Annotated in this window: 17 protein-coding genes and 4 pseudogenes; 5 read left to right on the top strand and 16 right to left on the bottom strand. The window is 71.3% G+C overall.

Translation table 11 applies throughout. The features are described from left to right. Window positions 1–2,038: 2,038 nt before the first annotated feature. Window positions 2,039–2,380, bottom strand: a complete 342-nt coding sequence (locus tag IPJ59_RS15160; protein ID WP_293272264.1) for a hypothetical protein — start codon at window positions 2,378–2,380, stop codon at window positions 2,039–2,041. Between the two features lie 2,746 nt (window positions 2,381–5,126). On the opposite strand from IPJ59_RS15160, the gene IPJ59_RS15155 reads away from it, so the two are divergent. From IPJ59_RS15155 to IPJ59_RS37800, 3 genes are read left to right on the top strand one after another with little or no spacing between them, the layout of a single operon-like run. After that, window positions 5,127–6,047, top strand: coding sequence for a glycosyltransferase family 2 protein (locus tag IPJ59_RS15155; protein WP_293272263.1), 921 nt, complete (start codon window positions 5,127–5,129; stop codon window positions 6,045–6,047). Further along, complete coding sequence (locus tag IPJ59_RS15150; RefSeq protein ID WP_293272262.1) at window positions 6,026–6,214, top strand: hypothetical protein; 189 nt, start codon at window positions 6,026–6,028, stop codon at window positions 6,212–6,214. Before IPJ59_RS15155 ends, IPJ59_RS15150 begins: the two co-directional genes overlap by 22 nt. A 43-nt stretch (window positions 6,215–6,257) precedes the next feature. Beyond that, complete coding sequence (locus IPJ59_RS37800; protein WP_366524598.1) at window positions 6,258–6,722, top strand: polysaccharide deacetylase family protein; 465 nt, start codon at window positions 6,258–6,260, stop codon at window positions 6,720–6,722. A 393-nt stretch (window positions 6,723–7,115) separates the two neighbouring features. On the opposite strand, the gene IPJ59_RS15140 is transcribed toward IPJ59_RS37800, so the two are convergent. Then, window positions 7,116–7,640 carry a ribonuclease HI gene (locus tag IPJ59_RS15140; protein ID WP_293272260.1) on the bottom strand — a complete coding sequence of 175 codons (525 nt, stop codon included), beginning with the start codon at window positions 7,638–7,640 and terminating at the stop codon, window positions 7,116–7,118. Between the two features lie 208 nt (window positions 7,641–7,848). Here IPJ59_RS15140 and IPJ59_RS15135 point away from each other — a divergent pair, with 208 nt between their 5' ends. Next, complete coding sequence (locus IPJ59_RS15135) at window positions 7,849–8,751, top strand: hypothetical protein (RefSeq protein ID WP_293272259.1); 903 nt, start codon at window positions 7,849–7,851, stop codon at window positions 8,749–8,751. 685 nt (window positions 8,752–9,436) lie between these two features. On the opposite strand, the gene IPJ59_RS15130 is transcribed toward IPJ59_RS15135, so the two are convergent. From IPJ59_RS15130 to IPJ59_RS15080, 14 genes and pseudogenes are all read right to left on the bottom strand, one after another. Further along, window positions 9,437–10,189: an NADH-quinone oxidoreductase subunit B family protein gene (locus IPJ59_RS15130; RefSeq protein ID WP_293272258.1), complete on the bottom strand. Its 753-nt coding sequence runs from the start codon at window positions 10,187–10,189 to the stop codon at window positions 9,437–9,439. Window positions 10,190–10,197: 8 nt separating this feature from the next. Next, a complete protein-coding gene (locus IPJ59_RS15125; protein ID WP_293272257.1) occupies window positions 10,198–10,491 on the bottom strand; it encodes a hypothetical protein in 294 nt (97 codons plus the stop codon). Window positions 10,492–10,651: 160 nt separating this feature from the next. Beyond that, window positions 10,652–10,969 (bottom strand): annotated as a pseudogene (locus IPJ59_RS37795) (NADH-quinone oxidoreductase subunit D-related protein); the annotation flags it as partial. A 269-nt stretch (window positions 10,970–11,238) separates the two neighbouring features. Continuing rightward, complete coding sequence (locus IPJ59_RS37790) at window positions 11,239–11,676, bottom strand: hypothetical protein (RefSeq protein WP_366524594.1); 438 nt, start codon at window positions 11,674–11,676, stop codon at window positions 11,239–11,241. Then, the gene (locus IPJ59_RS15115) at window positions 11,673–13,202 is read right to left on the bottom strand and encodes a complex I subunit 5 family protein (protein WP_293272255.1); all 1,530 of its coding nucleotides are present in this window, start codon (window positions 13,200–13,202) and stop codon (window positions 11,673–11,675) included. Before IPJ59_RS15115 ends, IPJ59_RS37790 begins: the two co-directional genes overlap by 4 nt. A 61-nt stretch (window positions 13,203–13,263) precedes the next feature. Next, window positions 13,264–13,650: a hypothetical protein gene (locus tag IPJ59_RS15110; RefSeq protein ID WP_293272254.1), complete on the bottom strand. Its 387-nt coding sequence runs from the start codon at window positions 13,648–13,650 to the stop codon at window positions 13,264–13,266. A gap of 156 nt (window positions 13,651–13,806) precedes the next feature. After that, window positions 13,807–14,745 carry a respiratory chain complex I subunit 1 family protein gene (locus IPJ59_RS15105; protein WP_293272253.1) on the bottom strand — a complete coding sequence of 313 codons (939 nt, stop codon included), beginning with the start codon at window positions 14,743–14,745 and terminating at the stop codon, window positions 13,807–13,809. After that, the gene (locus IPJ59_RS37785) at window positions 14,742–15,746 is read right to left on the bottom strand and encodes a proton-conducting transporter transmembrane domain-containing protein (protein ID WP_366524597.1); all 1,005 of its coding nucleotides are present in this window, start codon (window positions 15,744–15,746) and stop codon (window positions 14,742–14,744) included. Before IPJ59_RS37785 ends, IPJ59_RS15105 begins: the two co-directional genes overlap by 4 nt. Before the next feature lie 92 nt (window positions 15,747–15,838). Beyond that, window positions 15,839–15,961, bottom strand: a pseudogene (locus IPJ59_RS37780) (hypothetical protein); the annotation flags it as partial. A gap of 58 nt (window positions 15,962–16,019) precedes the next feature. Next, window positions 16,020–16,427 (bottom strand): annotated as a pseudogene (locus IPJ59_RS37775) (proton-conducting transporter transmembrane domain-containing protein); the annotation flags it as partial. A gap of 575 nt (window positions 16,428–17,002) precedes the next feature. Then, on the bottom strand, window positions 17,003–17,383 hold the full coding sequence (locus tag IPJ59_RS15095; RefSeq protein WP_293246770.1) for a hypothetical protein: 381 nt from the start codon (window positions 17,381–17,383) through the stop codon (window positions 17,003–17,005). A 147-nt stretch (window positions 17,384–17,530) separates the two neighbouring features. After that, window positions 17,531–18,670 carry a YyaL domain-containing protein gene (locus IPJ59_RS15090; protein ID WP_293272251.1) on the bottom strand — a complete coding sequence of 380 codons (1,140 nt, stop codon included), beginning with the start codon at window positions 18,668–18,670 and terminating at the stop codon, window positions 17,531–17,533. Between the two features lie 343 nt (window positions 18,671–19,013). Then, window positions 19,014–19,391, bottom strand: a pseudogene (locus IPJ59_RS37770) (DUF255 domain-containing protein); the annotation flags it as partial. Between the two features lie 240 nt (window positions 19,392–19,631). Further along, the gene (locus IPJ59_RS15080; RefSeq protein ID WP_293272249.1) at window positions 19,632–20,072 is read right to left on the bottom strand and encodes a hypothetical protein; all 441 of its coding nucleotides are present in this window, start codon (window positions 20,070–20,072) and stop codon (window positions 19,632–19,634) included. 681 nt (window positions 20,073–20,753) lie between these two features. Between IPJ59_RS15080 and IPJ59_RS15075 the strand changes: the two genes are divergently transcribed. Further along, on the top strand, window positions 20,754–22,247 hold the full coding sequence (locus IPJ59_RS15075; RefSeq protein ID WP_293272248.1) for an alkaline phosphatase D family protein: 1,494 nt from the start codon (window positions 20,754–20,756) through the stop codon (window positions 22,245–22,247). Window positions 22,248–22,263 lie beyond the last annotated feature (16 nt).

Below are 22,263 nucleotides of genomic sequence, written 5' to 3'. Positions count from 1 at the left end.
CGGTGAACGTATGGTAATTATGACCACATAAAATCAGTCGCAAGTCAGCTGTCTCGTGGCAGATGAGCGCTGATTGCCGCGGCGCATTGAAGTTATTGTGGATGCAAGGCGCCCCCGCCGTCGTCTCAACATTCGGCCAGCGCCCCCGCAATTTCATGCCGGTCCCCAGGCCCACGCTCGAGACGCCGACGCCCCCCGCGCTCCGCTCTGCGCGGCGCGGCCGTGGCGGCTCCCGGCGATGGATCTGACAGGGCGGGAAGGCGCCCGCTACCGGCTCCTGCGCCAGCTCTCGGCAGGTGGCGGCATGGTCAACATCTGCCAGATGCGCCGCGCACGCTCGGAGCGGCGCAAGCGGGTGGCGGTCCAGTCTGACGCAGTCCGCCTGCCAGAGACACGGCGCGGCGCTTCCCGCAGGAGGCTCGTGCATAGTCGCAGCCGCGCCTGGAGTACATCATCGACGTCAGCGATTATGGTACGCGACGAGGTCGCCGGCAGAGCCCTGGCCTACTTTGGTGATGGAGCAGCCTCGAGGGCGAGGACCTCGCGGTCACGCCTTTCTTCGAGCAGGACGGTTTCCCGCTGCGCTGGACCCGGGTCCCGGCGATTTGGCAAGCAGATCTGTCGCGCCCCGATCGCGGCGCACGACCAGAACATCGTTGTCCACCGTGACATCAAGCCGGCCAACCGCTTCCGCATCCTCCGCGGTGACACGGCCGACTTCATCAAGGTGCTCGACTTCGGGTCGCGAGCTTCGCCTGCAAGCGCACTGGTCGCCACGCCGGACCCGGTCCCTGCGCGGACAGCGAGGATGCGGTGGTCGCCAGTCGGGCCCCACGCCTCGGCACCCCGGGTTACATGGCTTGGCGAGCTGCGAGCGGCGGCAGCTGCGACCATCGCGTCGACATCTACGCGCTCGGCGTGCTGATGTACCGCCTGCTGACCAACAAGATGCCGCACCCGGCGGCGCGCCCGTACGCGGCCGGCGACGGCAGCGGCGCGTGGCCGGCAATGCGGCCGGCAAAATGCGACCGGCAAAATAAGAAGGCAACGGCCGCCGCGAACGGTGCGAAGGGCGGAGTCTGGCGCCGTTCCCGATGCGTCGGGCGATCCTCACGCTCGAGATCCGGAGTTCGAGGCGGTCGCTCAAGGCCCCGGCTCCATGAACCGGGGCAGCGCCACGCCAGCGCGCGGGCCCAAGCTCGCGGCGCTCGAGGCGCGCCCAGCGAGTGGCGTTGCCGCGCGCCCGCCGCCACGCGACCCGCCGTCGTGGGGCGGCACTATCGAGCACGAGCGCCAGTTTCGCGCGCTCGCCCGAGGACTCGTCGTCGATGTCGCAGACCGAGGGGTCCTCGCGCGCCCCGCGCCCGCTACCGAGCTCCGGGCCGCAGCGCACCGCGCCCGACCATGCCCGTGAGTGGTTCGTGGCAGTCGCCAGTGCCGGCCCAGGGCCAATCTGCGTCGCGCAGGGCACAGGGGCGCGCTGGCTCTGCCGGGCCTGCTCATCCGCGCCGCGCTCGCGCTGGTGCGACCAGACGGTGCCGGTGCAGCGCGCGTGGCGGACGCCGCCAGTGGTAGCGGCGTCGCGTTTCAGCTGCGCCAGTGCTTGCGCTGCGGCCGGAGCTGCTGCCAGGTCCACCCACCACAGGGCCAGCAGCGGGAAGAACGAGGTTGTGAGCGCGCCGGGCAGGCCGAGCAGGCGGTCGAGGTTTTCGGTCGCGCCGTCAGTAGCCGGGCTGGACCCGTGAACAGCAGCGGCCAGGCGTGGCCCCACAGCAGGTCGCCGTACTGCGGGCCTCGGCGCGGCGGCGGCGGCGGCGAGCATCTGCGCGGCCGAGACGGCGCCGAGCAACCGCGACGGCGCGACCAGGAGGCAAAGCGCGGGCACCAGGCCGAGCGCGAGGAAGGGCAACATCGGCACGGCAGGCGCGGGCCGAGCGCGGCGCCGCCGTCCCGCATGTACAGCTGCTGCTTAGCGCGAGGTAGAAGCCGATCACGAGCAGCGCGAGGCCGGGCGACCGGGCGCGTGGGCCAGGTTCTTTCAGACATGTCCTGTCGGCCAGGTGAGATCGTCTGACGAGCAGCCCCAGGCGCGGCGAGTGGAGCAGCACCTGTATGAGGGGAACAGGCCGCGAAGCGGCCTGAACAGGAGCTCCCGCAGCACCGCGAGGTCGGGCGTGTGGATGCCGTAGCGGACGCGGATGCCCTCGGCGACCGGAAGAGGTAGACGAAGTCGTAGCCGGTCCGCAGCGGTGGCCAGCAGCGCAGGTGGTAGAGGGAAGGCCAGCAGGGCCGCGTTCGGGAGGCCGCCGGCGACGGTGCAGGCGGCGAAGCGGGGCCGTGGTGGAGCGTGGGCGAAGCCGGTGACGATCGCCGCGGGCATGGCCGCTGGCGACTCGCAGACGACCGCGAGGTTGAGGCAGGCGCCGGCGGCGAGGTTGGCCTGGGCCGTCCTCGGGACAGGAGGATGCAGGCCAGCGCGAGCAGCAGGTCGGGCAGGGCCATGGTGGCCGTAGAAGGCGGTGCCGACGCAGTTGGGCGGCTGGCGAGGCCGCAGAGCAGCGTGAGCGGCGGCGGGCCCCGGGCGAGCTGGCGGCGGCGAGCAGGCAGAGCGCAGCGAGCAGATGGGTGAGGGCCAGCAGGGAGCTGAGCAGGCGGCAGAGGTAGAGGGCGCAAAGCGGTGGGCCTGTAGATGAGGCGGTCACCAGGTTGGCGGCGTCGGGTCGTCAAGCGCATGGCGAGCTCCGCCGCGGGTCGAGCGGGATGACGCGGACGTTGTAGGCGTAGGTGCAGAACACCGCGAGCGCGAGCGGCAGCAGCAGCGGCGCCTCGGCGCGCAGGCGGGCCCATGGCGTGGGGCTGTCCTGGGGGACAGGTGGGGCTGGCCTGTCTCCGGGGACAGGTGTGGCGGGGCTGTCCCCCGGGACAGGTCGCGGGACAGGTGTGGCGGGGCTGTCCCCTGGGACAGGTAGCTGGACAGGTAGCGTGTGGCTGTCCCCCGGGACAGGTAGCGAAGTGGTTTCGCCGGGGCCGCTGGGCCCTCAGCGGCCGCGCGTGGCGGTGCAGCGTCGCGGCGGCGGGCGTGATCGGTGGCGGCGGCCGTGGGCGCAGGATTGGCCCCGGCGTTGGGCCCGGCTGCGGCCGTGGCTGACCTCGGCAGACGAGCGCGGCGAGCTCGGCCGGGCGCGCCCAGCGGCGGCGGCCCTCCGCCCGGGGCCAGGCGCTGGAGCATTCGTAGGCGGCGCTGTAGCGGCGGGCGCGGGGTCGCGGTCGAGGTTCTTGCGGACGATGTCGCTGAGCTTGGCGGACAGGCCCGTGAGGCGGCGCGAGCTGTGCGAGATAAAATGAACCTAATGATCGTGTCCATCGTCTTGAGGTCGCTGCCGGCTTCAAGCAGCGCTGGCCCCCGAGCATCTCCTACAGCATCACGGCCATGCCGGAACAGGTCGGACTGGACCGAGGCCGGGGCGGTGCCGACGATGCGCTCAGGGCCATGTAGGCCTTGGTGCCGGCCTGGGCGTCGTGCGGCGCGGGCAGCCAGGTCGACGAGGCTGCCGAGTTGTAGTCCGCGAAAGCAGGACGCCGCCCGGCGCGACAGCAGGACGTTAAGCGGGGGCAATATCGTCGCGGTGACCGACGCTGAGCCCGACGAAACCGGTTGCTGGCGTCGTCGAGGATCCGGGGGTGTGGATGCGGTGGAGGCGTCGGCGAGCCGGGCCCATGATGAACACGGCGAGCCTGCGGGAGATGCGGGGGGTGCCGTCGTCGGGCGCCGAGCAGGGCCGCGAGGTCGCAGCCGTCGACGTAGTCCATGACGAGGTAGCGCACGCCGTCCTTCCGCCGTCGCCGTGGACGAGTGGAGATCCCGGCGGTTGAAGCGCCCGCAAGGCTTTGATCCTGTGTGGCTCCAACTGCGCGCGAGGTGGGCGTGGTCCGGGCTGCGGCTGGCAGCAGCAGCTTGACCACGTACGAGGGGCGCCGTGCTCCGGGTCGTCCTCGGGGCGCGCCAGGTACAGGCGGAAGCTCAGGCTGCGGTGGCCAGAGGCCGGACCAAGCGAAACGCGTTCCGAGGCTCTGCAGCTCCATGGGCCCCGTGAGTGCATGTCGGAGATCCAGCTGTCCATCGCCCGAGCCTGGTAAAACCGGGGCCGATGGTCGACCCTTTGCCTCCGGTCGGGTCCCCGCGCCGCCCCAACTGGCTGTCCGCGGTTCCACCATATGCGCCGCCCGACGCTGTTCGTGAGCGGGGCCCCAGGTCGGCGGGCACGCCCGCAGCGTGCGGCAGGACGTCTTCACCTTCGGGACGTCACGGGCCACTGGCTGCACCTGCGCGAGCCGCAGACCCGGGCGCTTGGTGGAGGTGTTGCGCCCCGGGCGAGCCGGTGAGCGCGAGCGGCACGCGGGTGTACACGCACGGAGCGCTGCCGCATTTTCCCTTCCAGGCCAACCTGTTCGGCTTGCCGCTGCCGGTCGTGCAGGAGTGCCTGGTGGGTTCGGTGGAGGCCTCGCGAGCGGGCGGCGCGGGCGAGCAGCCCGAGCTGAGCTTCGAGGAGTTCGGCGAGGCCTGCTTCGGTCGGGGGATCGCCCGCCACGTTCTTGGTGCCGTACAACACCAAGCTGTGGGGCATGCACCCGAACCGGTTGACGGCCGAGTGGGTGTCTCGCTGCATCCCGATCCCCGACCGGGCCAGGTGATCGGCGGGGCGATCGGCCTGGCGCAGGAGGGGTCGGCTACAACGCCAACTTCCTGTACCCGCGGGCTGGGGCATCGACGCCTTGCCGCGGCGCTCGGCGCGCGGCGCTCCCGGCCGCAGCCCAGGCGCTGCTTTCGGCAGCGACGTCGAGGCGATCGATCCCGGGCAGCGACGGGTCGCTTGCCGGCCGAGGCCGACTGGCGCAGCTACGCGGCGCGCTGGTCTCGACGATGCCGCTGCCCGAGCTCATCCGCCGGATCGGCGGGCGCCGGCGGCGGTGCGCGAGGCGGCGGCGGCGCTGCGCTGGGTCGGCTGGCGCTACCTCGACGTCGCCACGCGCAGGTCCGGTCCCGGCCGACTATCACTGGGTCTACGTGCCGGAGCCCCGCCTGCCCTTCTTCCGCGTCGGGGTTCACTCCGAACGCGGTCGCCAGCATGGCGCCGCCGGGCCGCAGCGCAGCCTGTACGTCGAGCTCAGCGCGCGCCGGGGGCGATCGATCTGGCGGCGGTACTGCAGGGGGGTTCGTCGAGGTCGGCGCGCTGGCCGCGGTCGACGACGTGCTGTTCACGGTGGTGCGGGAGATCGAGCACGCCTACGTGGTGTTCGACGACGCCCACGCCGCGGCCACGCGCACGATCCTTTCGCCTGGCTCGAGCCGGTCGGGGATCCGCACGGCGGGCGCTACGGGCGTGGGTCTACAACTCGATGGAGGACAGCGTGGTCCAGGGCCGGGCAGCCGCGGCCTGGGCCAGGACGAGCGCCCGGGACAGGTCGGCGATGGCCAAGCGCGGCCCCGATATCGCGCCCGAGATCCGGTGATCATCCCGGTCTACAACGAGGGCGATCCTCGCGAGCAGCGTGCGAGCTGTCGCGTGGGCCTCGACGCGGCGGGGCTCGTGCGCCACGAGATCGTGATCGCGGAGAACGGCAGCCGCGACCGTACGCGGGAGATCGCGGCCGAGCTGGCCGCGGCGCACCCGCGGGTGCGCACCTTCTCGTGCGCGCGGCCCAACTACGGCGCGGCGCTGCGGGAGGGCATCGAGGGGGCCCGCGGCGAGTACGTGCTGTGCGAGGAGATCGACCTCTGCGACCTGGACTTTCATCGGCGCGCGCTGGAGCTGCTGCGATCTGGCGAGGCCGAGCTCGTGATCGGCAGCAAGGCGATGCCCGGGGCCCACGACCGGCGGCCGCTCCTGCGGCGGGCAGCGGACGCGGATCTACAACGGCTGCTGCGGTCACGCTCGGCTTCCACGGCACCGACACGCACGGGCTCAAGGCGTTTCGCCGGGCCGCGCTGCTGCCGGTGGTCGGGCGTTGCATCGTCGGTCACGACGTGTTCGCCTCGGAGCTGGTGATCCGGGCCGAGCGTGAGGGGGTGCGGGTGCGCGAGATTCCGGTCGAGCTGGCCGAGAAGCGGGCGCCCTCGGTGCGGCTGCTGCGGCGGGTGCCAAAGGTGCTGCACAACCTCGGGCGTTTGATGGCGGCGATCCACCTCGGGGTCGGTCGACGGGAGGACGGGTGAGCGCGCAGAGCACGATCGTCAGCGTCGACCTCGACGACCTCGCCTGCTACCACGCGATCCACGGCCTGCCGGCGCCGGCGCCCGCGAGCGCGGGCGTCGTGCTCGAGCGCTGCCTGCCGCGCTTCCTCGAGCTGTTCGAGGAGCTCGGGGTGCGGGCCACCTTCTTCGTGATCGGCCGCGACTTGCAGCGCGACCTGGCGACCGGCGGGCGCGGGCGGCGCTGCTGCGCCAGGCGCTGGCGGCCGGGCACGAGCTCGCCAACCACAGCTTCGCCCACGCCTACGACATGGTCACGTGGACGCCGGCCGCGATCTACGACGACCTGCGGCGCTGCGACGCCTGCTGCGCGGGTCGGGGCGCGGCCGCTGGGCTTTCGTGCGCCGGGCTACACGCACGACGCCGCGCGCTGCAGCAGGTCGCGGCGCTCGGCTACCGCTACGACGCCTCGCTGCTGCCGTCGCCGAGCTACTACGCGCCAAGCTGGCGGTGCTCGGGTGGATGGCGGTGAGGGGCGAGCGCTCGCGGTCGCTGGCGCGGGGCTGGCGGAGCTTCATCGGCCGACGCGGCCGCACTTCATGCCCGAGTGCGGGCTGTGGGAGGTGCCGGTGAGCGTGTCGACGGTGCTGCGGCTGCCGATGGTCGGCACCTTCGTGATCGGCGGGCGGGCGCTGCTGCTGCGGGAGGCCGAGACGCGGCCGTACCTGCACCTCGAGCTGCACGGCATCGACCTCGCCGACCCTGACAGCGACGGCTACGACGCGGTGTTGCGCAAGCGTCAGCCCGAGCTGCGGGTGCCGCTGCAGCTGCGCCTGGATCGCCCGCGGCGGCTGCTCACGGCGCGGGGACGGGGGACCTCGATCGGCGGCGCGTTCGCGTCGTAGTGCACCTGGCCGGCGGCGGCTCACGGCGGGGATGGGGCTTCGCTCGGCGGCGCGTTCGCGTCGTCGTGCTCTCGCGGCGCACCGCCATGGTCGCGAGGGCGTCGGCCTCCTCGTTGCCGCTGTGGCCGGCGTGGCCGCGGACCTTGAGCAGCTCGACGTCCGGCGTGGCCACCATGCGCTCCGATCGCGGTGATGAGCCCGAGGTTGGCCTTGGCCTTCCAGCCGCCGACCAGGACGCCGAGGCTCCACGCGCTGTCGGTGTAGATCAGCACGTGGGTGCCCAGCTCCTCGGGCTTCAGCATCTCGAGCGCGCGGAGGATCGCCGTCAGCTCGGCGATGTTGTTGGTGCCCTCGCCGATGAACTCGGAGTGCTCGAGGATCTCGCCGTCGGGGCGCTCGAAGAACACGCCGATGCCGGCGGGGCCGGGGTTGCTGCCCAGGCCCCGTCGGTGTGGATGATGATGGTCGTCGGGCCGACCCTTGCCGGTGGCCAGCACGCGTACGAACACTGTTTGGTCCTTGAACTGGAACTGCTTCCAAGCCATGGCGGATCTCCGAGGGGGAGGGCGAGGCGCCGCTCAAATCGAGCCGCAGCAGCGGTCCAGGGCGGCGTGTGCGGAGCCTCGGAGTACCATGGATCAGTGCGGCTGAACCGGCGAAAAGGCACGCCTTTGGCGCGCTGCGCCCCCGGTTTTTTTGTTGCGGCGGCTGATTCCGGGGGTACAAGGGCCCCGATATGGAAGCGAACGATCTGTGTCCATCGCCGCAACGGCGCTCTTCGGCCTTGTCGGCCTCACTGCATGGGAGTACAAGGAGATGGCGGACGCCGCGAAGGCCTGCAATCTCGACCCCGAGAAGGCGCTCAGCTCGATCCTCATCGGCACCGACGGCAAGGCCAACGTGGTCGCCGTGCTCAAGGGTGAGGGTCTCGGCGTCGAGGCGAACCTCAACTGCATCGCCGAGAAGGGCAAGGAGAAGAACGGCGGCAAGGTGCCCTTCACGATCGCCGACGACGGCGGCAAGAAGATCCTCAAGATGGAGGGCGACAAGGGCATCTGGTTACATCGTCGACGGCACGACCCTGGTGTTCGCCAGCGCGGCGTGGACCGGCGCGGTGAAGGACCTGATCGACGGCAAGGGCAAGCCGCCATCGACGGTCCCGACAAGGACCTGTTCGCGCGCGCCGACCAGAGCAAGCACATCTGGGCCGCCGGTCTGGTGCCCGCGGAGCTGGCGGGTGGGGCCAAGAGCGTCGGCGCCGAGCCGAAGGACATGTCGGGCTCGCTCGACCTGAGTGACGGCATTGCGATCAAGCTCGCGGTCGGTCTGGCCTCGGCCGACCAGGCCAAGGAGCTGAAGAAGAAGGCGGACGAGGCCATGCCGGGCGCCAAGATCGGCGCGGCGATGTTTGGTCTGGCCAAGGCTGTCGAGACCCTCAAGGTCGACACCAAGGACAACCAGATCACGCTCGAGGCCTCGCTGACCAACGACGACATCAAGACCCTGAAGGAGAAGGCTGGCGCCCTCCTCGGTGGTTTTGGTGGCGGCATGGGTGGTGGCGGCATGGACGACGCGCCCCCGCCGATGCCGGTCGAGCCGGTGGCTCCGCCGCCGTCTGCTGCTCCGGCCGAGCCCGCGCCCGCGCCGGCTCCGTGAGCCCTGCCGCGAGCCAGGGGTTTGCGGGGGCTTGCGATGTCTCCGCGGATCTCGTAGACAACGGCGGCCCGATCCAGGTGGATCGGGCCGCGTTGTTTTTCCCTTGTAGCTGCCTGGTGGCGGCGACCATCGAGGTGAACCCCATGACCAAGCCCTCTCCCTTCAGAACGTCAAGAAGCTGTTCGGCTCCAAGGAGCAGCTCATCGCCAAGGTCATCGACCTGCTCACTCCCGGCGACGGCGAGTCCCGCGAGGCCTTCAGCAAGCGCCTGAAGTACGTCGCCAACGCCAAGCTCCTGCGCCTCGCGCAGGTCGGCGAGAAGATCAAGAGCCTCGGCGGGCGCGAGGCGCTGGTCGCCAAGCTCGCGGAGCTCAAGGGTCAGGCCAAGGACAAGGACTTCGTCGCCTCGCTCAGCAAGCTGTCGTTGCCGCGTCTGCTCGACAGCGTGCAGAGCCTGAGCAAGAAGGTGAAGCCGGCCGGGAAGCCCGCTGGGAAGCCCGCCGCCAAGCCCGCTGGGAAGCCGGCCGCCAAGGCCTGAGTAACCCTGTCCCGAGGGACAGGTCGAAGGCCGCGTTGCTCGTCGGGCGACGCGGCCTTCGTCGTGTGCTGTATCGAGGCTGTCCCGAGGGACAGCTGACGGGCCGCGCTGCTCCGCATGTCGGGGCGACGCGGCCTTCGTCGTAGGTCAGCGGCCGACGCCGAGCAGGTCGAGGAGGCCGTTGACGAAGGTCAGCGGGTGGGGCGGGCAGCCGGGGATGTAGAGCTGGGGGGTGAACTCGCCGAGGAAGCTGCGATCGACGGCGTAGGCGTCCTGGTAGGGCGCGCCGCTGATGGCGCAGGAGCCGGCGGCGATGACGAGCTTGGGGGCGGGCATGCCGTCCCAGGCGAGGCGGAGGCCTCGGCCATGTTGGCGGTGATCGGTCCGGAGAGGACGAGGCCGTCCGGCGTGGCGCGGTGAGGCGACCAGTCGATGCCCCAGCGGCCCATGTCGAAGTTGACGTTGGCGCTGGCGTTCAGCTCGAGCTCGCAGCCGTTGCAGCCGCCGGCGGAGACCTGGCGCAGCTGGAGCGAGCGGGCCGAACAGCTTCTTGAAGGTGGCGGAGGCGAGGAGGAGGGGGGTGAGGGCGCGGTCGCCGTCGCGGCGGACGAGGGTCTCGCGCGAGGTGCTGGCCATCTTGAAGTCGTTGCTGAACGAGAGCTTCTTGTCGGGGCAGACGTCGGCGCACTCGCCACAGAACACGCAGAGGCCGAGGTCGAGGCGGAAGGGATCGAGGGCGATGGCGCTGGTCGGGCAGAGGTCGCGGCAGGCCGAGCAGCCCTCGCGGCAGGGGGCCTCGGCGACGTGCGGGAGGCCGCGAAAGCCCTTCGGGCTCGCGGCTCGCACGTCGGGGATGAACTGCCAGCCCTGGGACCGGCGGACGCGGATGGAGTGCAGCATGGGTCCTCTCAGAGGTCGGTGCCGGCGTACGACAGGTCGAAGCTCTTGTTGCAGATCGGGAAGTCGGAGATCTCGTTGTTGCGGACCGCGAGGGCCAGGCCGAACCAGTTCTGCAGCGACGGGTCCTGGACCTTGTAGTGGCGCAGGCGGCCGGCGGCGTCGGTCTCGATCGCGTGGACGATCGGGCCGCGCCAGCCCTCGACCACCGCGAGGGCGAGCGAGTCGGGCGCGAGCGGGCCGATCGGGACGCGGGTGCGGGTGAGGTCGGTGTTGCTGGCGAGCAGCTCCTGCAGCCAGCGCACGGACTCGTCGATCTCTGCGGATGCGGAGGACAGAAGCGGGCCCAGCAGTCGCCGGTGGCTCGACCACGCTGCGCACGGGACGGGCCGAGAAGGCGGCGCCGGGCAGCAGGCAGCGCATGTCCATGTCGATGCCGCAGGCGCGCGCGTGCATGCCGACCAGGCCGATGCCGGCGGCCTGCTCGCGGGTGACGACGCCGGTGGTCTTGAAGCGGTGCTGGACGGTCTTGGACTCGCAGCTGAGGGCGTTGCACTCGCCGATCTCGCGGGACAGCTGCGTCAGGACCTTCTGCAGGTCGTCGACGAGGGCCGGGGTGATCGGCGCACGCACGCCGCCGGGGCGCAGCCAGTCGCGGCCGAAGCGGCTGCCGCAGACCCGCATCGACGCGTTGATCGCGGCGGTGCGGATGCGGCCGTAGGTGGAGGAGCCCTGCAGGAAGCCGATGTCTGTCGTCAGGCCGGAGAGGCCGACCAGGTGCATGGCGATGCGCTCCAGCTCGAGGCCGACGGCGCGGTTGAGTTCGACGGTGGGGTCGACGGTGACGCCGGCGAGCGCCTCGATCGCGCTGGCGTGGGCCCAGGCGTAGGCGATCGAGGAGTCGCCGGCGATGCGCTCGACCAGCGCGGGCAGGTGGGCGAGCGGGCGCTCGAGCAGCAGGCGCTCGACGCCGCGGTGCTGGTAGCCGTGGTGGATCTCGAGGTGGTAGACGACCTCGCCATGGCAGCTGAAGCGGAACGCGCCGGGCTCGATCACGCCGGCGTGGATCGGGCCGACGTTGACCTCGTGGACCTCCTTGCCCTCGATGTGGAAAAAACGCGTAGTCGTTCATGCGCCCGAGGTTCTTGCCCTCGAAGCGGACCGGCTTGAGCCAGGGGTGGCGCTTGAAGCCGATGCCGTGCTGCTCGTGGATCTCGCGCTCGAACACGTGGAAGGCGGGCAGGTTGCGGGTGATGGCGAACAGCGGGTGGTCGCAGGTGGGCCGCGCCGCGCAGCAGCTGCAGGCCGTCCGGGCCGAGCAGCGCGGCGGTCAGGACCAGCTCGTTGGCCTCGTCGCCGGGGCGGGCGTAGTAGGTGATGAGCTGGGCGCCGGCGGTGACGCGGTGCCACAGCTCGCGGGTGAAGTCGTCGGCGGGCAGGGTCGGCAGCTCGGCGACGCGGGCGAGCGCGGTGGGGCTTCGGGTCGTCATGGCAGGCCTCCGGGGCTGTGGGCGGACAACGCCGACGCGAGGCGAGGAGGTGGTCGACTGCGGGTCGTCATGGCAGGCCTCCGAGGCTGTGAGCGACCTGGCGCAGCAGGTCGTTGAGGGGCGTCGGCATGTAGATGCCGAGGGTGAAAAGCAGCAGCAGGAACAGGGCCTTGGGCGCGAGGTCGACGACGGACTCGCGGCGGTCGTGGGCGCGCGGGGGTGGCCCAGATCATGGGGAACATGCTGCGGCCGGTGGCGACGAAGACGATGAGGAGGATCAGGCACAGGGCCGAGAACAGGATGGTCTGGCCGGCCTCGATCATGCCGCCCATCATCACCAGCTCGCCGACGAAGCTGCCGAAGGGGGCGAAGCCGAGGAGGGCGAAGGTGCCGAACATCAGGAAGATGCCGGAGAAGGGCATCTCGGTGAGGAGGCCGTCGACCTCATCGGTGCGCTTGGTGCCGAAGTGCTCCTCGATCTCGCCGGCGGTGAGGAACAGGACGGCCTTGATCAGGGCGTTGCTGACGGCGTAGAGGAGGGCGCCGTAGATGGCGCTGCCGCCGACGCCGAGGCCGAGGGCGATCGCGCCGGCGTGGTTGATCGAGGCGAAGGCGATGATGCGCTTGTAGTTGCGGGTGGCGACGATGTTGATCGCGGAGACGACCATCGATGCGAGGCCCATCGCGGTGAGGACGCCGCGGATGAGCTCCTGGTCGCTGGCGCCGAAGGTCTGGAGGACCCGGAACAGGGCGACGAAGGCGATGTTGAACTGGACCGCGGCGAGCAGGGTGGTGACCGGCGGGCGGGCGGTGTCGTAGGTGTCGGGCAGCCAGCTGTACATCGGCGCCAGGCCGAGCTTGGTGCCGTAGCCGAACAGGATCAGCAGGATGCCGAGCTTGTGGGCGAAGTTCTGCGAGTCGCGGCTGGCGAGGTCGAACTGGTCGAGGAAGAAGGACAGGCCCTCGTGCTGGCTGGTGATCTCGACGCTGCGCTCGAGGCAGACGAAGCCGAGGAAGGTGAGGGAGAGGCCGACGGTCGAGAGCAGCAGGTAGCGCCAGGAGGCGCGCCAGGCCTCGCCGGTGCGGTCGTGGGCGATCAGCGGGACGGCGAAGAGGGTGGTCGCCTCGACGAAGGCCCAGGCCATGAGGAGGTGGTTCGACAGCACCGCGAGGTTGGCGGCGGCCATGAAGCCGAGGGCGTAGCCGGCGAAGCGGTGGCCGAAGCCGCGGTGCCCGTCGGGGCGCGCGTGGGTCAGCATGTAGGCGGCGACGCCGAGGAAGACCAGGTTGATCAGGCTGGTGAACAGCTGGGCGGTGGCGTCGAAGACGAAGTAGTTCTCGCCGAAGCCGAGGCCGAAGTAGATGACGGCGGTCGCCGGCGTGACGACGGTGAGGCCGATGCTGACGCCGAAGGTCGCGACCGCGATCAGCAGGAGCAGTTGGAGGGCGACCCGGCGGAGCGGGGGCAGGAGCATCAGCAGCGCGCCGGCGGCCGGCAGCAGGGCGGTGAGCAGGATCGGGTTCATACGTCCTCCGCGGGGAGCTGGGCGGCGGCGGCCGGCAGCAGGGCGGTGAGCAGGATCGGGTTCATACGTCCTCCGCGGGGAGCTGGGCGTTGGCCGCGTTGGGCGCGTTGGCCTCGTTGGCCTCGTTGGCCTCGGCCGTCTCGAGGCGGCGGAGCAGCACGCCGAAGGCGATGATCGACATCAGGAAGACGCCGGTGAGGGCGAGCTCGACCGGGAGGGCGACGTGGTGCTTGAGGAGGAGCTCGAGCAGGACCACGCCGTTCTCGATGGTGACGGCGCCGATGACCTGGCCGATCGGCCGGGTCTGGAGGGTGAGCACGTAGAGCCCGAGCAGCACGGCGGTGAGGGCGACGCCGAGGTGCAGCGAGGGCAGGGTGTCGACTGGCGGGATCTTGAAGCCGAACCACAGCGCGGTGATGACGATGAAGACGGCGATGCCCCAGAACACCAAAGACGGCGATGTCGTCGCCGTGGTGGCCGAGGTTCTGGTAGGCGATGATCGCCAGCAGGAGGCCCTGGAGGCCGAGCATGCGGAACATGACGCGCCAGGTGCGGGCGAACAGCGGGGCGATGACCGCGATGAGGATCGCGACGAGCAGGACCATCACAGCGAGCCTCCGGTGCGCAGGGTGACGAGGACCAGCGCGATGGCGCTGGCGAGCACGGCGACGCCGGCGTAGGCGGGCAAAGTGCGCATGCGCAGGCGGGCGATCAGGGACTCGATGGTGCCGACGAGGACGGCGACGGCGAGGGTGAGGCCGAGCGCGACGCCGGCGGCCAGGTAGGGCTGCGCGGCCCAGGAGATGGGGTTTAGCAGGGTGGCGAGGAGGCCGGCGCAGATCGTGATCTTGAGGCCGGCGGCGTACTGCAGCATGGCCAGGTCGGGGCCGCTGTGGTCGAGGATCATGACCTCGTGGATCATGGTGAGCTCTAAGTGGGTCATGGGGTCGTCGACGGGGATCCGCGCGGCCTCGATCTGCAGGAGGATCATGAGGGCGACGAAGCACAGCGCCTTGATGCCGAGCGCGAAGGGGCCGAGGTCGCCCCACGAGAGCAGCGCGGCGAAGCTGGCCCCGCCGGTGGCCAGCAGCAGGGTGCCGAACACGAGGAACAGGGCCGGCTCGATCACCGCGCCGTAGGTGGCCTCGCGGGCGGCGCCCATGCCCTCGAAGGCGCTGCCGACGTCGAGGGCGGCGAGCATGAGGAAGACGCGGCCGAGCGCGAGGACGTAGGCGAAGGCGACGAAGTCGCCGGCGAAGGCGAGCGGCGAGTCCGGGCCGAGCATGGGCGAGAGCATGCCGGCGACCAGGCCGGTGGCGACGGCGACGACGGGTCCGAGGCGGAAGACCTCGCTGCTGACGCTGCTGTAGACCGGGCGCTTGCGCAGCAGGCGGCGCATGTCGTGGTAGGGCTGGAGCACCCGCGGGCCGCGGCGTCCGGCCCAGATCGACTTGACGCGGTTGACGAGGCCGAGCATGACGATCGGCAGCAGCAGCAGCGCGAGCAGCTGGGCCCCGGCGAGGGCGAGTTGGACGGTGGTCACAGGCTACCTCCGGCGATCAGGAAGGCGACCATCAGCACGAGGGTGATGAAGCCGGCGGCGAAGGAGTGGGGGGTGGTCTCGGGCAGGCGCTCGGACAGGCGGGTGACGGTCTGGGCCGCGGTGCCGAGCACGTGGAACATGCGGTTCTCGACGCCGTCGACGTTGTGGGTGCCGATGCTGGCGCGCTCGGGGAAGAAGCCCTGCGGCAGCTTGAAGCGCTTGAAGTACTGCAGCACGCCCTCGAAGGTGTTGCCGAACTGCGAGGCGAAGGAGGCGCCGGTGTACTGCATGCGCGGGGTCGCGGCGGTGTAGCCGCAGCCCCAGGTGACGTGGGCCTCGCTCTCGCGGTTGATCGCGCGGCGCAGCAGGCCGACGAGGACCAGCACGAGCAGCAGGCCGCCGCACATCCACGCGACCGGGGCGAAGGCCTGGGCCGGGGCGGCGAGCAGCGGGGCCGGGGCGGCCAGGCCCTGGGCGCGCAGGAGGTCAGCGACGGGGACGCGGGCGAGGCCGATGGCGCCGAGCGGGACGGCGGCGACGGCGAGGATGCCGAGCAGGTGGACGCCCATGGTGAAGCGCATGGGCGCGGCGGCCTCCTCGTGGGCCACGCAGGCGGGGTCACGGGGGACGCCGAGGAAGGCGATGCCGAACGCGCGGGTGATGGCGAGGGCCGAGACGGCGCCGACGAAGGCGAGCAGGGTCATGACGGCGAGCAGGAGGCCGCGGTCGAGGGCGGTCGGGACCTGCTCGCTGACCAGGCCGCTGTAGATGATGAACTCGCTGACGAAGCCGTTGAAGGGCGGGAGGGCGGAGATTGCGAGGCTGCCGACCAGGAAGAACAGGGCGGTCCAGGGCATGACGCGGCGCAGGCCGCCGAGGCGCTCGAGGTCGATGGTGTGGGTCGCGCGGTAGATGGCGCCGGCGGCGTAGAACAGCAGGCACTTGAAGATCGCGTGGTTGAGGATGTGGAGCAGGCAGCCGGTGAGGCCGAGGACGACCAGCAGGGGCGTTGCCAGGTCAGGCCGAGGTAGGCGAGGCCGAGGCCGATGCCGGCGATGCCGACGTTCTCGGTGGAGGAGTAGCCGAGCATGCGCTTGATGTCGCGCTGCGAGACCGTGTAGAGGACGCCCATCACCGCGGAGAGGGCGGAGAAGCCGACGACGTACCAGCCCATCCACGCGGGCGGGTGGTCGAGCATGCCGGTGAACTTGATCATCCCGAACAGGCCGGCCTTGTGGATGACGCCGGACATCAGCGCGGGAGACGTGGGCGGGGGCGGCGGAGTGGGCCCGCGGGAGCCAGGTGTGGAACGGGAAGAAGGCCGACTTGAGGCCGAAGGAGGTCATCAGGACGATGAAGGTGACGTCGCGCTGGAAGGTGTCCTGGGCGAGGAAGTTCGCCATCATCGAGAGGTCGTGGGTCTGGCTGGCGCCGGTGCCGATGACGAAGGCGGCGACCAGGAGCAGGAAGCTCATGTGGGTCGAGACCAGGTAGTTGAAGCCGGCGAAGCGGATCTTCTGGTTCTCGTAGTCCCAGATGACGAGCAGCCAGGCGGCGAGGGCGGCCAGCTCCCAGCCGAGCAGGAAGGCCAGCGAGTTCTCGACGGTGTAGATGATGATGAACGACAGCGAGGTCAGGTTGAGCAGGCTGAAGTGGGCGCCGACGTGGCGCTTGCTGGCCATGTAGGGCTTCAGGTAGCCGAGCGCGTAGATCGAGCCGAGCAGGGTCATCGGCAGCGAGAAGCAGAGGAAGAAGGCGTCGAGCGCCTCGATCTGCAGGCGCACGTCGCCGAGCGGCGCCGGCCAGTGCAGCAGCAGCTCGGCCGGCGGAGCGCCGAACAGGATCGGCAGCGCCTCGGCGAGCACGAGCGCCGTGGCGATCACCTGCGAGGTGACGGCGAGTCCGGCCCGCAGCGGGTTGCCGCGCAGGACAAGCGCGAGGAAGGCCCCGACGAGCAGGGCGAGGGTTGCGACGAACAGCAGCATCTTGGTCCTCCACCACGTGAAGCAGCCCGGCGATCCATGTCCCGCCAGGCGCTCCGTCCGTCAATCACGACGACGAAACCAAGTAACCGCAAGCGATCGACCGACGCAAAGACAAAAGCGGCGCGGCGCGGCGGGTCAGGCGCCCGCGCGGCGCGGAAGCCGGGCCGATCGCGGCACGCAAGCTTTCGATCGGGATGCCGATGCGGCGACCCGAGCGACAGCATAGATGTCCTTTAGGACAGGTCCACCGCGACATCTCGCGTGTGTTCGGCTCAAGAGCGCAGCGCGCGAGGAGGGCCGCGGATACAGCATGCATGCGGTCCGCGGTGCTGCGGTCGCGACTCGTGGGGCGGAGTGCAGCGCTGCACGGCGACGCGGAGGGTGGAGATCTCTGCCCCGACGGCACGTTCGTCGGCCTCGCAGTCGTCCTCGGTGTCTTCACCGCCGGGGTCGAGGAGCTCGGCGACCTCGCTCTCGAGCAGGCGCGCGGGGGTCGGTGCGGGTGGCGACCCTTGCGAGACCTGAGCCTCGCGCTCACAGCCCGGCCGGCCCGAACGTGCCTCGCTCAGCGCCGGCGCCAGCAGCCACAGCAGCACGCTCAGCGCTGGAAGTGCGGCCAACAGCGGGCGGAACGCTGTGTACAGGCGAGACATCGTGGCCAGGAAACCCCGGCGACGTTACTCCCGGCGGGTGCACGCGAGAAGCCATGGGCGTCAAACACATAACAGATTCTATATTCGTGTATTTAGGTTCATATATTATTGTTCAGAGGGTCAGGAGCCGCGGTAGAGGACCCCGCGTCACTGGACGGTGGCGAGGAAGCTCGTCGCGGCCTCGGCGAGCCTGGCCGGGTCCTTGATCGGGCGGGAGCAGGCGCTGTCGGTGCAGAGGTAGACCGCGGCGGCGCCGATGTCGGGGTAGCGGGCGCCGGGCGGGCTGACGCTGACGAGGGTGCGTGGATCGTCGAGGCCGAGGGCGGCGCGGTGCAGGGCGGCGCGGGCCGGGTCGTCGGGCTGGCCGACGATCGTGACGTCGACGGGAGTGAAGGTCGCCTCGGCGAGGGCGAGGGCGTACTGGCCGAGCATGCGGCCCTCGTCGGCGATCGCCTGCGGGTCGGACACGGCGCGCAGGGCCTTGATCGCGGCGTCGGCGTGGGATGAGGGGGCGGGCAGGTGGTCGATCTGGCGGTGCAGCTCGAGCAGGAAGCGGGCGGCCATGCCGTTGTCCTCGATCGGCTTGCGGCGCTCGGCGAACACGCCGACGGCCCCGGGGTCGCGGGTGTGGGCGAAGAAGCCGCCGTGCTCGCGATCTTCGAGGGTGGCGCGCATGAGCTCGGCGAGCTCGCGGGCGTGCGCGAGCCAGCGATCGTCGCCGGTGACGCGGTGGAGCGCGAGCAGGGCGCGACCGACGGCGGCCTGGTCGCGCAGGTGCAGCGGGCCGGGCAGGTCGGCGTCGTGGCGAAAGCCGCCGCCGGGCTCGCGGTGGGCCGAGAGCAGGCGCTCGCCGGCTCGCAGGGCCGCGGCGAGGGCGTCGTTGTCGGGGCCGCCGTCGGGGCCGGGCACGCTGGCGTGGAGCTGACACAGCGCGGAGATCGTGCGGGCGTTGAGGTCGGCGTAGCGGTGCGGGTCGACGCGCGGGATGCCGAGTTTGCGGCGATCGGCGTCGCCGCGGGCGTAGTACTCGGGGCCGGGCACGGGCTCGGCGTCGGGGCGCTGGAGGTCGGCGTCCTGGCTGGTGAAGAAACCGCCGCCCGGGTGCTGCATCATGCCGAGGATGTAGCTGCGCTGGCGGTGGGCGGCGCTGCGCCAGCGGGGCTCGGGGCTGCGGAGGTGGGCGCGGGCGAGGGACTCGAGCGCGCCGGCCTGGATGGCGCCGATCTTCTCGTAGTGGGGCCGGTCCCACGCGCCGCCGACCGAGTACTGGTACATGCCGCCCCACACCGGGTCGATGAGCTGGATCTCCGCGGCGATCGTGGTGAGCGCGCGGGCCTGCCATTCGGGGGGCGGCGAAGACCCGGGCGCGCAGCAGGGCGAGCTCGTCGAGCGCGGCCAGCGGGTACTTCTGGCCGCGACCCCAGCCGCCGTGCTCGTGGTCGTAGGCGGCGTCGAGCTGGGCCCAGGCGGCGCGGCGCAGGGCGACGAGGTCGGTGTTCGCGGGTGCGGGCGCGGGGCCCGGGCGTCGGCCCTGGAGGCTGCCGGCAGCCTGCTCGGCGACCAGCTTGCGCAGCAGGGCGGCGAACTCGGCGGGCTCCTGGAAGCCGCGCAGCTCGAGCACGGGGCGGGCGTCGCTGGTGAGCACGGCGGTGGCGGGCCAGCCCCACTCGGCGTAGCGCTCGGCGAGGTCGGGGCGGGCGTCGGCGTCGACGCGGATCGGCATGAAGTGGTCGCGCAGCAGCGCGGCGACCTGCGGGTCGGCGTAGGTGCGGTGGTCCATCACGTGACACCAGTGACACCAGCTGGCGGCGACGTTCACCAGCAAGATCCGTCGCTCGCGGGCGGCGGTGGTGAAGCTCTCGGGTCGCCACTCGTGCCAGGTGAAGCTCGCGGCGGCGGGGGCCGGCGTGCTCGCGGTGAGCGGCGGTGCTGCGGCGCAGGCGTGGCTCAGGGCGAGGGCGAGGAGCGCGGGCGAGAGCCTGGCCAGGAGCGAGCAGGGGCGGGACATGGCGCTAGCGTACGTCGGCGCGGGGGCGGGAGATCGGGTTGAGTTGCGGCCTGTCCCTGGGGACATGTGGCTAGCTTGGGTCGGGGACGCGGGAGATCGGGTTGAGTTGCGGCCTGTCCCTGGGGACAGATGGCTAGCTTGGGTCGGGGACGCGGGAGATCGGGTTGAGGTGCGGCCTGTCCCTGGGGACAGATGGCATGTCCCTGGGGACAGGTTGTGATGGCTGTCTCCGGGGACAGGTCAGCCGGGCGGTGAGACTGGGACGCTCTCGCCGACGGGTGGGGCCTCGCCGGGCGGTGGGGCGAGGGGGACGGTCTCGGCCGGAGTTGTGGCGGGCGGCGGGGCGGGGCCCTCGGGCGGCGGGGCGACGGGCTCGGGCGGCGGGGCGGGTGCGGGCTCGGGCGGCGGGGCGTAGCCGGCGTTCGGCGGGGCGTAGCCCGGACTCGGCGCGGGGGCGGGCTGCTGCGGCTGAGGTGAGGTGTACGGGTCCTCGGGGGGCGGCGCCTGGTGGCGCTGGCGGCCGACGCCGAAGCCGAACACGAGGCCGGCGCGGATGCCCCAGCGCAGGCCGCAGGCGCCGAAGAAGACGACGTTGCTGGTGGCGCCGGCGTAGCTGTAGGCGGCGTCGCACTTGTCGCCGGGGAAGCGCATCGAGAAGTTGACGCCGATGTCGAGGGCCATGCGGCGGCCGATGCCGATGAGAGGGCCGGGGCCGGCGTTCCATTCGCCGACGACGCCGCGCTTGGGTTGAGGAAGACCGGGCCGACGCCGCCGTAGATGTAAGGGGTGAAGCGGTAGCTGCGGTAGAGCATGACCGTCACGCCGGGGATCATGCTGAACTCGTTGGTGGGGATCTGCTTCTCGATGCCGGGGTAGTCGGCCTTGTAGTAGCTCGGGAGGAAGGTGCTGAAGTTGCGCAGCTGGAGGCCGAGGGCCAGGTTGTTGACGAAGAAGTAGTTGAGCCCGGCCGCGACCAGCAGGTTGCCGCCGCCGCCGCGGTAGAAGGAGCCGCCGAGGCCGAAGCTCGGCATCAGGGTGCCGCGGGTCCACGGCTTGTCGTCGGGCTTCGGCGAGAAGGGCCGGGCTGCGGCCAGCGAGGGCAGCGCGAGCGCGGCGACGACGAGCGAGAGGGTGAAGGGAAGGGCGCGCACGGTGACCTCCGACTGGCGAGTGTGGCACGCCGCGGGCTCGGCGTGCAGGCGGGCCCGGCTTCGCGTGCAGGCACGCCGCGGGCTCGGCGTGCAGGCGGGCCCGGGCTTCGCGGCTAGCGGGCGCTGCGTGCAGGCGGGCCCGGGCTTCGCGTGTAGGCGGCCCGGGCTTCGCCGTGCCTGGGGTACCATTCGCGCCCCAAGGAGCAGCCTCATGGAGATTGTGCTCGGACCGATCCTTCGACTGCGTGCGGTGGAGCCAGAGCCGGCCCGCTGGCGCGTCAGCGTGCTCGTCGTGGTCACCGGCGCGGAGGCGCCGACGCTGACCTGGACCAGCAGCGCCCGCGAGACCAGCGCCGCGGCGCCGGTGCGGCTGGCGGAGCACAGCGGGCGCACGGTGTGGTCGATCGAGCTGGCGGTGACCCGCGGCGCGGCGCCGGTGGAGGTCACGTACCGGATCGGCGGCGCGGGCTCGTGGCGCTTCACGGTGCCGGCGACGCACGAGCGGCCGCGAATGACCTACAACACGTGCAACGGCTTCTCGTCGCTGAAGGCGGCGAAGTCGGTGCGCGACCCCTTCGCGCTGTGGGTCGAGGTCGCGGCTGTGCACGCGCAGACGCCGTACCACCTGATGATGATGGGCGGCGACCAGGTCTACGCCGACCCGCTGTGGGAGACGATCGACGAGCTGATCGATTGGAGCCACAGTGGGTCGTTCATCGCGGATGTGGTGGGGATGTCGGGCGCGCTGGCGGAGAAGGTCGACCGCTTCTACTTCGAGCTCTATTGCAAGCGCTGGGCGCAGCCGCAGGTGGCGGCGATGCTGGCGTCGATCCCCACGGTGATGATGTGGGACGACCACGACATCTTCGACGGCTGGGGTTCGTACCCGGACTCGCGCCACCGATCGCCGGTCTACCAGGGCATCTTCAAGGCGGCGCAGCGGTGGTTCTGCGTGTTTCAGCTGCACCGCGGGCCGGCGACGCCGACTGACGAGTTCATCGCGCCGACGCCGAGCCTCAGCTACGCGCACCGCATCGACGACCTGGCGATCGTGGCGCTCGACCTCCGCTCGGAGCGCTCGTCGTCGCAGATCATGAGCGCGGCCAGCTGGGACGCGGCCTTCCGCTGGATCGACGGGCAGGAGGGTCTGCGGCACCTGCTGCTGATGACCAGCATCCCGGTGGTGTACACGGACCTCGGCGCCATCGAGGACGCGCTCGGCTTCCTGCCCGGGCGGCAGGAGCTGGAGGACGACCTGCGCGACCACTGGTCGAGCCGTCCCCACCAGGGCGAGCGGCTGCGGCTCGTCCACCGCCTCCTCGACTTCGCCCGGGCTCGCGGCACGCGGGTGACGATCTTGTCGGGCGACGTGCACGTCGGGGCGATGGGGGTGATCGAGTCGACCCGCGGTGACGTGCCGCAGACGATCTCGCAGCTCATCTCGTCGGCGATCGTGCACCCGTCGGCGCAGGCGATCTTCATCTACGCGCTCGACCGGCTGTTCGACGCGGGCGGGCCGATCGACCGCGGGATCGAGGTGCGCATGCTGCCGTTCCCGGGCACGCGGCGGCGGCTGCTGGCCGCGCGCAACTGGCTGAGCCTCGAGCCCGACCTCGCGTGGGACACCAGCCGCAAGCGCATGTGGGCCAACTGGCACGTGGAGGGCGAGGCGGAGCCGTTCACGAAGGTGATCCATTCGCAGTGATGGGCCCCGTGATGGC

Source organism: Nannocystis sp. (assembly GCF_016714285.1).
Classification (GTDB): Bacteria; Myxococcota_A; Polyangia; order Nannocystales; family Nannocystaceae; genus Nannocystis.
Note: the sequence above shows the minus strand (reverse complement) of the source record. Positions and strands in the feature narration are given on the sequence as shown.

Coding starts and splice junctions, on each gene's coding strand:
- IPJ59_RS15160 (WP_293272264.1), bottom strand. CDS start 2,380: ATGCCCGCGGCGATCGTCACCGGCTTCGCCCACGCTCCACCACGGCCC.
- IPJ59_RS15155 (WP_293272263.1), top strand. CDS start 5,127: ATGGCGCCGCCGGGCCGCAGCGCAGCCTGTACGTCGAGCTCAGCGCGC.
- IPJ59_RS15140 (WP_293272260.1), bottom strand. CDS start 7,640: ATGGCTTGGAAGCAGTTCCAGTTCAAGGACCAAACAGTGTTCGTACGC.
- IPJ59_RS15130 (WP_293272258.1), bottom strand. CDS start 10,189: ATGCTGCACTCCATCCGCGTCCGCCGGTCCCAGGGCTGGCAGTTCATC.
- IPJ59_RS37790 (WP_366524594.1), bottom strand. CDS start 11,676: ATGACGACCCGAAGCCCCACCGCGCTCGCCCGCGTCGCCGAGCTGCCG.
- IPJ59_RS15115 (WP_293272255.1), bottom strand. CDS start 13,202: ATGAACCCGATCCTGCTCACCGCCCTGCTGCCGGCCGCCGGCGCGCTG.
- IPJ59_RS15095 (WP_293246770.1), bottom strand. CDS start 17,383: ATGTCTCGCCTGTACACAGCGTTCCGCCCGCTGTTGGCCGCACTTCCA.
- IPJ59_RS15080 (WP_293272249.1), bottom strand. CDS start 20,072: ATGGCCCTCGACATCGGCGTCAACTTCTCGATGCGCTTCCCCGGCGAC.
- IPJ59_RS15075 (WP_293272248.1), top strand. CDS start 20,754: ATGGAGATTGTGCTCGGACCGATCCTTCGACTGCGTGCGGTGGAGCCA.